Origin of the sequence: Desulfoluna butyratoxydans (genome assembly GCF_900699765.1) — a bacterium.
GTDB classification, from domain to species: domain Bacteria; phylum Desulfobacterota; class Desulfobacteria; order Desulfobacterales; family Desulfolunaceae; genus Desulfoluna; species Desulfoluna butyratoxydans.
Genome location: NZ_CAADHO010000001.1, coordinates 693,721 through 706,885 on the forward strand (window position 1 = coordinate 693,721; position 13,165 = coordinate 706,885).

Here is a 13,165-nt window from a genome sequence, read left to right on the forward strand (position 1 = left end):
GGAGCCTCCTCATCCGCATCGTCATATAACAGCTGGAAGAATTTATTTTGTGAAACGTGATTCGGGAATCTTTATTTTTAAGGATTGCAGGCTTCTTGTTCGCCGGATCTCAGGCGATTTTTACCTGGCTTGCCGGGGCGTAGCCTGAGCGCCCTCTGTGACGTGGCATGAAATGGCCCGGCTTCGCACTGCGTGCTACGCCGCGGCAGGCTTCTTGCTCGCTGGCGCTCGGGCGAAGCCTGGTGGAGGCGGCGGGAATCGAACCCGCGTCCTGAAATAATTCCCCGTAAGACCTCTACACTCATAGTCAGCATCCAAATACATCCAGGTTTTACCCGCTGACTCGGTCCCCTGAACGTCCCCTTGCAGCATTAAATTCGGTTCCGGACGCCGCCAGGTGGTGGAATACCAGGCTTCCGGTCCCTATCACATTAAAGTGTCGCCACGTTGGCCTTAAGTGAGAAGGTCAGGTGACGTGCATCCCGAAGGATACATTTTTTTTGCGGATTAACTGCTAAGCAGCTGCCGCATATGCATAATCGTCTGCATTTATGTTGTGATCGATTATTAACGAGGCCAACGATCATCCTCGGAGTGCAGTCAAACAGCTCTCATATCCCAGTCGAACCCAGGACGCCCCCATAAATTGGCTTCATAAGAGATGTGACTTGATCTGAACCTGTGAGGTGGGTGGCTCAGATCAAACGTAAGGTAATGCATCCGGGGCGGCCTGTCAATGGTCAGGGTGATTCCGGAGGCATCTTCGGACGCGGCGCTCTTGCGCTGCAACCCGGGCGTGTTAATCCGAATAGTCTTTCTGCTTGTTCATGCGGTTCACCTCCAGCTTGGCGTCCCGCTCTTTCAGGGTCTGGCGCTTGTCGTAGAGCTTCTTGCCACGGCCGACTCCCACCTTCATCTTGATGCGATTGCCCTTGATGTAAATGCTCAAGGGAATCAGGGAGCATCCTTTGATGTTGAGCATGTCCGATATCTTGCGGATCTCCTTCTTGTTCAGGAGCAGCTTTCTCGGACGCAGGGGGTCGTGGTTGGAGTGAAAAGAAAAGGGGTACTGGGAGATGCTCATCTGATAGACGAACAGCTCGCCGTTCTCCGCAATCTTGCAGTAGGACTCCTTGAGGTTCACGGCCCCGTCGCGCAGGGATTTTACCTCGGAGCCCACCAGCACCAGGCCGGCCTCGTACTGATCGGTAATTTCATAGTTGAACCGCGCCTTTTTGTTGTTGGCGATGGTTCGGGTGCTCTTCTCTGCCATAATCGCTGTCCTTGCCCACCTTGCGGTGGCTGATCCCGCATGGCCCTGAACACAGAGATGCGGTCGAAAAAAACCGGTGGCCGCCTATGCGGCACCGGTTTCTCATGGGGCCGCCCAGGCAGCCGAAGGCATCACGCCGAAGCGGTGCCGTTCTCGTTTTCTTCGGGGTAGACGAACTCGTCCATCATGGAGGTCACACCGTCCACGGTGGTTGCCTCAAGAACCCTGGCTGCAAACTTCCGGGACTCGGAAAAACTCAGGCCCCGAACCATCTCCTTGACCATGGGCAGGGACTGGGGCGTCATGGAGAGCTCGTCAAGCTCCATGCCCAGAAGCACCGGCATGTTGGCGGGCTCAGAGGCCATCTCGCCACAGATGCACACCTTAACACCATGCTTCTTGCCCACATCCACCACCTGCTTGATCATGCGCAGCACAGCAGGGTGAAGGGAGTTGTAAAGATGGGCCACCTTGCGGTTGCCGCGATCAATGGCCAGAGTGTATTGCGTCAGGTCGTTGGTGCCGATGCTGAAAAAATCCACTTCGTCGGCCAGGCGCTCGGCCATGACCACGGCAGAAGGAACCTCCACCATGATGCCGATCTCGAAGTTTTCGCTGTAGGGAATCCCTTCGGCTTCGAGCTGGGCAGCAGCCTCTTTGAGCATCTTTTTGGCTTCCAGAACCTCTTCCACGCCGGAGATCATGGGGAACATCACCCGGACATTGCCGAAGGCGGCTGCACGCAGGATCCCTCGGAGCTGGGTCATGAACACATCGGGCCGCTGGAGGCAGAACCGGATGGCCCGAAGCCCCAGGGCCGGGTTCTCCTCGTCGTTCTCCCGGGCGTAGGCCAGGGCCTTGTCCCCGTTGATGTCCAGGGTCCGAATTACCACGGGCTCGGGGAAGATGAGTTCAGCCACCTCCCGGTACTGCTCGTAGAGTTCCTCTTCCGTGGGAAAATGGGAGCGGCTCAGGTACTGGAACTCGGTGCGGAACAGGCCGATGCCCTCTCCGCCGTAGTCCATCACCGAGACGATCTCCTCGGCCAGCTCGATGTTGCCCATGAGCTTGATGGTCACCCCGTCCACGGTGGTGGCGGGAATCTTGCTCCGGCGCTTGATATTGGCCCGTCGCGTCTCGTAACGCAGTTTCTTCTCTTCGTACTCGAGGAGGGTCTCGTCCGAGGGGTCGATGATAACCAGCCCGTCGTTGCCGTCCACGATGATGATGTCGTCGTTCTTGATCAGGGCGGACACGTTGCCCAGGCCCATGACCGAGGGCAGCTCAAGGGTCCGCGCGATGATGCTGGTGTGGGAGGTTTTCCCGCCGCGGTCGGTGACGAAGCCCTTGACGCGCTCCAGCTGGATGCGGCTGGTATCCGCAGGGGTCAGGTCTTTGGCCACGAGGACCACCCGTTTGTCGATGTTGCCGATGTTCACGGCATCGACCCCTACGAGGTTCATCATGATGCGATCCGAGACCTGGACGATGTCGTCCACCCGGCTCTGGAGATAGGGGTCGGCAATGTCCTGGAACATGGCCTTGGCACGGGTGGCCACCTTTTTCAGGGCCCACTCCGCGTTGATGCTTTCGTCACGGATCGCGTCGATGGCCCGCTCGTAAAGCATCTTGTCCTTGAACAGGGCAAGATGGGATTCCAGGATCGTCAGGTGATGATGGAGCTCCTCGGGGAGTTCTTCAATCACTTCGATGAGCTCGTCCTCGGACTTTTTCACCGCTGTTTTGAAACGGTTCACTTCGTCTCGGATGCTCTCGGGTCGGACGGTGTACTTCTCCACAACGTCCACGCCCTCCCGATCCACGAGATAAGCCTGGCCGATGCAGATCCCCGGTGATCCGCTGATGCCCTTCAATACTGTATCTGAACCTTTGTCTGCCATGGGTAAAGATCTGCTCTTCTTAATTTTTCGTGACCTTGCACACGTCGTGGTGCCGGTTCACGTTGTATTGCCCGGGCCTTGCGACGCCCGGTGTTGACACTCGCACACCACGGACCGACCCATAAGGATCGGGCTCCCGGCGAGCGCACCTCATGGTGTTATACACCAAGCCGTCCGCCAACTTAAACGGAAAACGGCCTTTGGTGTCAAAACACCGTGGAGGGAAACGTCAATCAATGAATGAATAGTTGAAAAAGTATCGCCGCGGACCACGCTTGATGCGTATCTCCCCGGGCCGGACGGCCGGGGCGGGGAACCACTCATCGACCTCGATGGGTCTTCACTCATCTTCCTCGATGAGTTCGAAAATTCGATCAAGGACAGGCCTGTCGGAAGCGTCTTCCACTTCGATCTCCACCTCGGCGCCGCAGGCGCAGCCCAAGGTCAGGATATCGATGATGCTGGTGGCGTCGGCCTTTTCGCCATCACGGACCAACCACACCTCTCCCACCGCCTCAGCCGCGGCTTTTGCAATCATGGCGGCAGGCCGGGCGTGGATGCCCAATTGACTTTTTACCGTTGTTTTTCTTGAAATTGCTTTGATATGACTTACCTTCAGGAAATGATGCGTAACAGCCCGGTTTCCCGGTCCAACGAAAAATACCGGACATTATTAGCACACAGCATCCCCTTGTGTCAAATTGAAAACGTTGATATTCTTCCAGATTAAAAACAATCCCAAGGGGTTGGGTTTACCCGCATATTCGCTGAAATTGGCTCATCAACACAGGAGACTGATCCCATGAAGCAGTCGGTCACCATATACGGCAAAGACAAATGCCCCTTTACCCGGGCCGCCGTCGACGCCTTGAAAGAACAGGGTAACGAGGTGGTCTACATCGATGTCCTCAAATCCCCTGAGATGATGGATAAAATGCTCGCCCTCTCCGGGGGCGGACGAAAAATCCCGGTCATCGACACCGACGGAGAGGTCTCTGTCGGCTGGCAGGGAAAAACCTGACGGGTCTGAGACGATTCCGGCAGGTTGCCGGAGCACCCCATCGCCTGTCTGCACATCAACCAAGGGTCCAACGGCCCGGCACCCCATTCTGGAATGCCCCAGTTGAGCGGACGTTGCGTTTCACCACATGAGGAGTAATACCATGAAGCATCAGTACGTCATCGAAGAGTTCAAACTTGAAGAATCCTGGAGACTGTTCCGCATCATCGGCGAATTTGTGGAAGGGGTGGACAGACTGCATGACCTGGGACCCGCCGTGAGCATTTTCGGGTCGGCCCGCACCAAGCCGGGGACGCCCTACTACGAAAAAGCCCGTGAAATTGCGGCCCTCATGGTGAAAAACGGCTACAACGTCATCACCGGCGGCGGCGGGGGCATCATGGAAGCGGCCAACCGCGGCGCCACCGAGGCCGGGGGAAAGTCCGTGGGCCTTAACATCAACCTGCCCTTTGAGCAGAAGCCCAACCCCTACGCCAACATCTGCGTGGAATTCAACTACTTCTTCATCCGCAAGGTGATGTTCGTCAAGTACGCCTCTGCCTATGTGATCATGCCCGGCGGCTTCGGCACCATGGACGAACTCTTTGAGGCGGTGACCCTCATCCAGACCCAGCGGGTCATGCCCCTGCCCCTGGTCCTCTTCGGCACCGAGTACTGGGGCGGCCTCATCGACTGGATCAAGGCCCGCATGCTGGAGGAAGGCACCATCAGCGAAGGTGACCTCGATATCATCAAGCTCACCGACGATCCCGAAGAGATCGTTGAGTTCGTCAAGGCAAGCAACAAGGATTAATCCGCGAGGCACACCAGCTCCCGAGGCGGCCCATGCAGCCGCCTCGGCCCGGCAGGGACAACCCTGCCCCCCGCGGGCGGGCACACAACCCCGCACCCCCTTCCGTGATTCCGGCGTTGTGGCACAGGCCACAACCTGATACACGTACCGTCTGTTTATGAGACACATGAAACACATCGCACACCGAAACGAACCACAGACAACCCCAGCATAACCCCGGGATACGGGCCCCAGACCGGAAAAACAGGCTGGCGTCTTCCTGGCCGGACCAGAGACGCCCGAGCCCGAGGGGCTTTACGGCCCCATGCCCGACACCCGACAACGCTTGTGCCTGCACGGGCTCGACATATAAGGCAGTACATTTTCATGAACACCACCCACGCCCTTCACTTTCTCAACGCCGCCGCCATGGAGGCGACCCCGGACCACAGCGTCGACCTGGTGGTCACCTCCCCCCCGTACCCCATGATCGCCATGTGGGACGAGGCCCTCTCCAACGCAGCCCCCGCCGTGGCAGAGGCCCTTGACCAGGGCCGGGGCATGGAGGCCTTCGAGGCCATGCACGGCATCCTGGATGCGGTCTGGGACGAGCTGGCCCGCGTGGTGAAAAAGGGAGGCTTCGTTGCCATCAACATGGGCGACGCCACCCGTACCATCGCCGGGGAGTTCGCCATCTACCCCAACCACTCGCGCATCACCATGGCCATGCTGAAGCGGGGATTCACCCCCCTGCCCGAAATCCTCTGGCGCAAGGTAAGCACCGCCCCCAATAAATTCATGGGCTCCGGCATGCTTCCTGCAGGAGCTTATGTCACCCAGGAACACGAATACATTCTTATCTTCCGCAACGGCGGCAAACGGGTCTTTAAAAACGGCCCGGACAAGGAGGTTCGAAAGGCCTCGGCCATCTTCTGGGAGGAGCGAAACCGTTGGTATTCGGACACCTGGAGCGATATCTCCGGCGTACGCCAGGAAACAGGCGACACAGCCCTGAGGCAACGCAGCGCCGCCTACCCCCTGGAGCTGCCCCTGCGTCTCATTCTCATGTACTCCGCCATGGGAGACACCGTGCTGGATCCGTTTTCCGGGACCGGCACCACCATGCAGGCCGCCCTTGCCACCGGCCGCAACAGCATCTCCTATGAGATCGACAGCGGGTTTGCCCCCATGTTCGACGCCCGGGCCGCACAGGCACCCGGCCTTTCGCACACCATCGCACGAAGCAGGTACGAGGAGCATGTGCGGTTTGTCGATGAAAGGCTGGCGTCCGGAAAAGCGATCAAACATACACATGAAATCTGGGAGCTGCCCGTGGTCACCGCCCAGGAAAAGGGGATGACCCTGCCGGTGACCGTATCCGTAGAAAAAAACGGGACCGGCTTCAGCGCTGAACACGCCCCCTTTGTTCCGGGCCAAAAGGCGCCCAAGCCGTCACCGCTCACCGGAACAGATGAGGCCCCTGAAGCAAAGGGTGCCACCCAGATGGCACTGTTTACTTAACCCACAACCAATGAAAACAGGCGTTCACCACACCCAGGTCCGTGTTTTCAGGAGGATGCATGCATATATACCCAGACACCACAGAGAAACCAGAGGGCTACCCCTCGCGGAAGGATTTTTTCGTCTCCACGGAAGGTGATGAAAAAGGATTCGGTCTTTTTACCAGGCGAGCGTTCAAAAAAGGGGAGATGATGGCCCGTTTCACCGGCGAGGTCCTCGACGAAATCCGGCTCCACACCCTTCAGATCAGCCCCACAAAACACCTCCACGACCCCCATTTTGTGGGCTACCTCCTCCACGCCTGCGACCCCAACGTGGCCCTGGACATGAAGACCCTCACCATGTGGGCCCTCAAGGACATCAACCCGGGTGAAGCCCTCACCATGGACTACACCTCCACCGAAGACGTCCTCTACAGGCAGTTCCCCTGCCTCTGTGAGGCCGACAACTGCCGCAAGTGGATTACCGGACGCCTGGAGGCCCCGAGCGAAGAGGGATACGCCTACCTTAAGGGGCTGAAGCTTGCCACCCCTGCCAAGAAAGTCTACGCCCATGCCTGATGCCTGCCACACCCCATTCTGGTGGGAACGCCAAGGGCTCTGCTACGAAAAAGGCAACCTGTGCTTTGCAGGGAATAAGGCGCAAGCCCTGGCCCGGCGCTTCGGCACCCCCACCTTTCTCTACAGCGCCCCACGCATCCGGGAAAACCTGGCCAGGCTCCGCCAGGCCCTGGAGACCACGGGTCGCCCGTATCGCCTGCACTACGCCATGAAGGCCAACCGGTTCGCCCCCATCCTCACCCTTATGGCCACGGAAAGGCTCTGCGGCATCGACGCCTGCTCCCCGGAAGAGGTGATGCACGCCATGGGATGCGGATTCAAAGAGTCCGATATCTCCTACACAGCCACCGCCGTCTCCAATGAGGACCTGGATACCCTGGCCCGGTTCGAAAAGCTGCACATCAACTGCGACGCCATAAGCACCCTGCGCCGCCTGGGCACGCGGGCCCCGGGGCGGAACATCGGCCTGCGCATCAACCCGGCCATGGGCGTGGGCTACGGGGACAACGCACTGCTGCGCTACAGCGGCGAGAGCACCACCAAATTCGGTATCTACGCCGAGCAGTTCGACGAAGCCCTGGAAACCGCCGCAAAGCACAAACTCGCCGTCACCACCCTTCACCTCCACACCGGCTGCGGCTACTTAAGCGATCAGCTCGCCCCATGGGAACAGATCCTTGAAGAGGCCAAAGCCTTTGCCGAGAAAATCCCCGGCCTGCGGACCATCAACTTAGGAGGCGGCCTGGGCGTGCCCCACACCCCCACAGACACCGCCCTGGACCTTGGCCAGTGGGCCGCTGTCATCAAACGGGTCTTCGGAGATTCCGGCCTCACCATCGAGGTGGAGCCCGGGGACTACATCGCCAAAGACGCCGGTCTGCTCCTCCTCACCGCCAACACCGTGGAGACCCGGCGATCCACCCGCTATATCGGCGTGGACGGCGGGTTCAACATCGCCGTGGAGCCCGCCTTTTACCGCCTCCCCTTCGAGCCGGTGGTCACCCGACTCAAAAAAGGCCCCCTCCTTCCCGCAACCGTTGCCGGTAACATCAACGAAGCCCTGGACCTCTTTTCCGAAGGGATCCCCCTGCCCCCCGTGGAAGAAGAAGATACCCTGGCCCTCATCAACGCCGGGGCCTACGCCTCCTCCATGAGCTCCAACCACTGCATGCGCGGACAGTTCCGTGAGGTGTTGCTTTTTTAAAAGCGTGCCTCCGGCGGCGAGGTGAGCCACCTCGAAAGCATATTGCCCTTGCGCTTCGCCCTTCGTTCCTCAGGTCAAATCGCAAGGGCATTAAGGACGGGATCTTTTCCTCGTTCCCAGGCTCTGCCTGGGAGTGTTTGGGGCAAGGCTCTGCCTTGCCAGCATGGAAAACCGTGGCGCAGAGAAGAAACCCACAGGTTGCCGAGGTGCCCCCATGGAGGCAGAGCCTCCGAAAAGCACCCCCAGGCGGAGCCTGGGAACGACGGAGCCAAGTCGGCTGCGGAGGTAGCATCGGCCTTGATCACCGTTTGGCCCATGGGCGTATATACATCCCCCCCCGAAAACCGTTGTCCCCTGGAGCGCCGCACTCCTGTGCGGCACGGGTAACGACGGCCCAAAAAGCCGCACCGGAGTGCGGCGTTCCGTTTCAGTTGGTCTTTCTCGTTTTTTTTAAGGTCACCGCCAAGTGTTATTCAAAACGAGCCATAAAGGCCTAACCTCGTCAAAAGACGAAGCCCATGGCGGTTCCACCATGGTGCCTGGTTCTTCCCCCATAGCCCCCCAAAACAAAACAGGCCGTGGATGATCCAAGGGATCAACCACGGCCTGATGTATTCAAATAGCCTGAGAAATTCTTTTAACGCACCATTCGGTTGTACCGGCTGCCGAAATTGACGTAGTCTCCTGACGGCGTCTTTTTGGGCAGGACATTGATCCTGCGGCCCATGGAGTTGGGAAGCCAGTGGGAAGGCTCTTCGTCCCAGGGCACATCGGCCTGGACGCGCCTTAGGCGGGTCAGGAGCGTGGCCATACCGGAGGGGTCGTAGCCCGCCCGTTTGGCGTAGAGTACACCGCGGGCGTCGGCCTCCATCTCGTAGACCTCTTTGCGCCCCCTGATGGCATGTTCGTACATGTCCATGGCCAGGTCATCGAGTTCCTGCTCCACCTCATCCTTGCCCAGCTCATCGTCCATCTCGGCGAAGGCGTCTTCTGCGTTGATCTTGGATTTCCTCGCCTCGGTTTCGATGGCACCGTGCTGGAGGGTCACGTGGGAGAGCTCGTGGGCCAGGAGACAGGCCAGCTCATTTTCACTGCGGATGATATCCAGCATGCCCCTGGATACGAGGATAACCCCCATGGGAGTGGCATTGGCGAAAATGGCGTCCGTATCCACCACATGGACACTGATGGGCAGATCATAAAACTCCGAGCTCTCTGCCACCAGCTGGGCCACGTTGTTGACGTAGGAAACAAGGGCTCTGTCGGTCACCAACCCCGGTGCGGCAAGGCGCCCGGTGATGTAGGCGCTCACCGCCACCATCTGCTCGCTGATAAAAAAGGGCCCCTTGGAGTACACCGGGGTTTTCGAGAGGAAATACCCGTGGGACCGGCGCCCCCTGAAGGTCTCTTCCTTAAACGCCCCGTAGCTTTCAGGGGTCACGTATCGGACAAAGGGCGCTTCAAACAGGGCCCGGTTGAGGTTGCCGGTGCGCACCCTGTTTTCAAAAAAACCCTTCACCGCAGCGGTGACCATCACCGTTGCCATACGCCGTCCCGAGGTGTCCTGGGCCATGAGGCCGTAATCGATGGAGCGCCCCTGGGCCTTGAAGGCGTTTTCAGACACCCATCCTGTCTGGCCGTCCGCGGTCTTTGCCCGGCGCCACATGCCGTGGGTTTTCAGGATGGTCACCTCGTCCCCTTTGTTCAGGACTGTCACCACCGGATAGAACGAGCCGGGTTTCTGCCGCAGGGAGGCGGACGAGACCTGGATGGTCTCGGCAAAGGCCGCGCCGCAGAAGAGCAGCACCAGCATCGCCGTCATGCATTGAATCGTTTTCATGGTCCCTCCATGAGATTACTTGGTCTTAAATGTAAACACCCCGTCCGCGTCCACCAGCTCGGGGGTATGCTTGAGGAGCCTGCACCGGTCGATGTAGGCGGCGCTGGGCTTGTCGTCCGGGTCCAGGGCCAGCACCTTCTCAAACCGGGAGATGGCATCGTCCCACATCTTTTGTCGATAGGCGGAGAGGGCCTCTTTAAAGGCGTCTTCCACCTGCTGCATCCGGGCAGTGACATGTTCCAGGCGGTCCACCAGGGTAAAGACCCGGATGGGCTTGTTCTTTCCCTTTACGCGGATGCAGTCCAGCTCCCGGAACACGTATTCGTCCTTCACCTGCTCCCAGGTCTGCTCCGAGAGCATGTTGGTGGTGCCGTAGGCCTTGTTCACCCCCTCCAGCCGGGCCGACAGGTTCACGGTGTCCCCGATGGCGGTAAAATCCATGCGTCGGGTGCTGCCAAGGTTCCCCACCACCACCGGCCCGCTGCTGATGCCGATGCGGGTAAGGATGTTGCCCTTGTCCGTTGTGATCATCTCGTTCACCTTTTCCCGGCGAAACGCAAGGATCACCTCACAGGCGGCCCGGGCGTGGTCCTTGCGGTCCACCGGTGCCCCGAACACCGCCATGATCCCGTCTCCGGTGTACTTGTCCAGCAGCCCCCCCTGGTCCAGCACGATGTCGGTCACCACCTGAAAATAGTCGTTGAGCACCTTGATGAGCTGCTTGGGCGTCTTGTCCTCGGAAAAGGTGGTAAACCCCTGGAGGTCGGTGAACAAGACCGTGCCGTGGCACTCCACCCCGTCCAGGGAGACCTTGTCCGGGTCCTTCATGAGCTGGTTGATGACGTCCTCATGCAGGTACCGGGAAAAAACTGTCCGAATCTGGCGACGCGCCGCCCCTTCCGTGACCATGCGATAGACCGCAGCACCCGAGGCGGAAAGCCCCAGGGATGCCATGGGAAAGAGAAAATCCGCGGCCACAGACCCCGAGCGAAACAGAACCCAGCTGCCCCCCAGCGGCACCAGCAGCAGCACGCCGCTGGTCAGGGCCGCCACGGGAAACGAGCGGGAGGTAAAGGCCACAGCCGCCAGAAAGCTGCCGGCAAAGGAAAAAAGCACCAGCCAGACAAACCCCAGGCCGCGGATCCCGTGGCCGTTGAGGTAGTTGTCCAGAAGGGTGGCCTGGATCTCCCCGCCGGGATAAGGCGCCAGGGCCGTAAAGGGGGTGGTCTTCAGATCGGTGAGGCCCGGGGCCGTTGCGCAGACCACCACCACCTTGTCCTTGTATGCCTCCGGGGCAATCACCGGCGTCTCCCCGCCCATGGCCTGAACCGCGGAGCGCAGGGTGTCGTAAAAGCTGTCGTAGCGGTAGACCCCTCCGCTTCCCCCCTTGCCGTGCCAGAACACGATGTGGTTGCCCTGTGCGTCCAGGGCAAAGGTGCGCTTCCTGGTCACCAGCTCTCGTTTCCGGGCATCATAGCGCACCACCTCATCGCCGGTCACCGCCAGGTAGGCGGCAAAGGCGAGTTGGGGGTAGAGGCGCTCCCCCACTCGAAAAAAAAGGGGCATGCGCCGCACCGTGCCGTCGTCGTCGGCCAGAAAATTCACCACGCCGTTTGTGGCATGGGCCCCAAGGGAGTCAATGGGCATGGTGATGCTGTGGTATGGCGGCAGCTTGAGCATCTCGCTGTTTTCAAAGGCCATGGCCCCGTCATCGGGCAACCGGCCGTCGCCGTTGGTGGACACCACCGACCCCAGCACCACGATGCCGGACTCCTGGATGGCCTGGGCAAAGGCCTGCTCCGAAGACTCGGCGTCCACGTCCAGGCGGTCCACCTCTTTTTCCGTGAACAGCATATCAAAGACCACGGCCCGGGCACCGGCGTCGGCCAGATAGCCGGTCACCACCCCGTAGAATTCACGGGGCCAGGGCCAGTTCACGTTATACGCTTCGGACAGGTTGCGGATGGAGGCGTCGTCAATGGCCACCATCACCATACCGGGGTCGGCCGTGCCCTTGTCCGTTACCATGCGAAGGGCGGCATCAAAGGCTGCATGCCGCATGTTCTGATAGACGGGAGAAAATGAAAAAAGCCCCACCACCAGGGTTGCCACACAGGCAGTGGCCAGGGCCGCCACCATGGCCGGCCAGTTCTTTACCGTCTCCATACCCCTCCTTTACCCACACGCATCCGACCCCGCTTCCGCAGCGCTCGGCCTACACAAACCCGGCGCCTCTTTTTGGCATGAACACAAACAAAGTATAGCCCGAATCCCGGATTTTTCCAGTGACCCGAGTCACAACACGCAGCTTCCCATGCAGCAGAAAACCGCCGCACCGAAACGATTCCATTGACGTGCAAAGAGCCTCCCCGCATCGTGTGTTTAAAGCGGCAGCACGGGTGTGCCCCTCCTGCGGCGGCCCTGCCGGAAACAACACGTTTAAAACGTAGAACAATAACGATGTCAGGTGAGTTTTCCCAGGCTCCGCTGAAATAGTGTCGATTGCTTTTTACTGATGTCTGACACAGAGATGCCACCCTGCGGGTATGGGTGCACTCGACGCGTGAAATATCCGGGTTAAAAAAAAGCCGGAACGGCCTCAGCCCCGTTCAACCCCCGACAGGTCCACGGGTTCCCCGGAGACGGTGATGGCAAGGGGCTTTCCCTCGACACCTTTCAGCACCACATCAACGGACTCCCCCCCTGCAAGGCGGGCATCCTTGCCCCTCAGGGCCGGCAGGTCCAGCTCCTCCAGCGCCCGGGTAAGGAGGGCTATCTGGGTTTCCAGGGACTCTTTGTCTCCGCGTCCCTTGAAGTAATCGGAGATACGACGATTATGGAGCCTCTTCACCTCGCTGGCGATGCAGTGGCGGCTCACGTCCAGTTCGATCTGTGTCACGATCCCTCCTCAAAGATTCCGTCGGTTGGAACACGGCCCCTCAGCCCCAAGGCCCTGTTCACCCGGGTGAATAGTACCACCCCTTGCCCCGGCCTGCCATCTCTTATTCCTCGCGCGCCCACGCCTGAAAGCAAAAACATCCCTCCTCCCCCCACGGGAAACAGCGCCGCCTTT

11 protein-coding genes and 1 other RNA gene are annotated in these 13,165 nt (G+C 59.6%); 5 read left to right on the forward strand and 7 right to left on the reverse strand.

The genetic code is table 11. The features are described from left to right. Nucleotides 1-240 precede the first annotated feature (240 nt). From ssrA to MSL71_RS03055, 4 genes are all read right to left on the reverse strand, one after another. Nucleotides 241-641: a transfer-messenger RNA gene (gene ssrA / locus MSL71_RS03040) on the reverse strand. A 158-nt stretch (nucleotides 642-799) separates the two neighbouring features. Then, complete coding sequence (smpB, locus tag MSL71_RS03045; protein ID WP_180137184.1) at nucleotides 800-1,273, reverse strand: SsrA-binding protein SmpB; 474 nt, start codon at nucleotides 1,271-1,273, stop codon at nucleotides 800-802. A gap of 131 nt (nucleotides 1,274-1,404) precedes the next feature. Further along, nucleotides 1,405-3,174, reverse strand: a complete 1,770-nt coding sequence (gene ptsP, locus MSL71_RS03050) for a phosphoenolpyruvate--protein phosphotransferase (protein WP_180137185.1) — start codon at nucleotides 3,172-3,174, stop codon at nucleotides 1,405-1,407. 340 nt (nucleotides 3,175-3,514) lie between these two features. Next, nucleotides 3,515-3,793 (reverse strand): HPr family phosphocarrier protein, encoded by a 279-nt coding sequence (locus MSL71_RS03055; RefSeq protein ID WP_180137579.1) that lies wholly within the window; start codon nucleotides 3,791-3,793, stop codon nucleotides 3,515-3,517. A gap of 183 nt (nucleotides 3,794-3,976) precedes the next feature. Between MSL71_RS03055 and uxx1 the strand changes: the two genes are divergently transcribed. The 5 genes from uxx1 to MSL71_RS03080 all read left to right on the forward strand — a co-directional run bounded on the left by uxx1 (nucleotide 3,977) and on the right by MSL71_RS03080 (nucleotide 8,252). Continuing rightward, nucleotides 3,977-4,195, forward strand: a complete 219-nt coding sequence (gene uxx1 / locus MSL71_RS03060; RefSeq protein ID WP_180137186.1) for a UXX-star selenoprotein family 1 — start codon at nucleotides 3,977-3,979, stop codon at nucleotides 4,193-4,195. 142 nt (nucleotides 4,196-4,337) lie between these two features. Then, complete coding sequence (locus MSL71_RS03065) at nucleotides 4,338-4,988, forward strand: LOG family protein (RefSeq protein WP_180137187.1); 651 nt, start codon at nucleotides 4,338-4,340, stop codon at nucleotides 4,986-4,988. 366 nt (nucleotides 4,989-5,354) lie between these two features. Then, entirely contained in the window at nucleotides 5,355-6,488 is a 1,134-nt protein-coding gene (locus MSL71_RS03070; RefSeq protein WP_180137188.1) for a DNA-methyltransferase, read from the forward strand. A gap of 59 nt (nucleotides 6,489-6,547) precedes the next feature. Beyond that, complete coding sequence (locus MSL71_RS03075) at nucleotides 6,548-7,048, forward strand: SET domain-containing protein-lysine N-methyltransferase (RefSeq protein ID WP_180137189.1); 501 nt, start codon at nucleotides 6,548-6,550, stop codon at nucleotides 7,046-7,048. Then, nucleotides 7,041-8,252 (forward strand): diaminopimelate decarboxylase, encoded by a 1,212-nt coding sequence (locus MSL71_RS03080; protein WP_180137190.1) that lies wholly within the window; start codon nucleotides 7,041-7,043, stop codon nucleotides 8,250-8,252. The genes MSL71_RS03075 and MSL71_RS03080 overlap by 8 nt, the downstream gene beginning before the upstream one ends. Before the next feature lie 637 nt (nucleotides 8,253-8,889). Here MSL71_RS03080 and MSL71_RS03085 read toward each other — a convergent pair. The 3 genes from MSL71_RS03085 to MSL71_RS03095 all read right to left on the reverse strand — a co-directional run bounded on the left by MSL71_RS03085 (nucleotide 8,890) and on the right by MSL71_RS03095 (nucleotide 12,991). Further along, the gene (locus MSL71_RS03085) at nucleotides 8,890-10,092 is read right to left on the reverse strand and encodes a M48 family metallopeptidase (protein ID WP_180137191.1); all 1,203 of its coding nucleotides are present in this window, start codon (nucleotides 10,090-10,092) and stop codon (nucleotides 8,890-8,892) included. Between the two features lie 15 nt (nucleotides 10,093-10,107). Then, nucleotides 10,108-12,258 carry a CHASE2 domain-containing protein gene (locus tag MSL71_RS03090; protein WP_180137192.1) on the reverse strand — a complete coding sequence of 717 codons (2,151 nt, stop codon included), beginning with the start codon at nucleotides 12,256-12,258 and terminating at the stop codon, nucleotides 10,108-10,110. 433 nt (nucleotides 12,259-12,691) lie between these two features. After that, the gene (locus tag MSL71_RS03095; RefSeq protein ID WP_180137193.1) at nucleotides 12,692-12,991 is read right to left on the reverse strand and encodes a hypothetical protein; all 300 of its coding nucleotides are present in this window, start codon (nucleotides 12,989-12,991) and stop codon (nucleotides 12,692-12,694) included. Nucleotides 12,992-13,165 lie beyond the last annotated feature (174 nt).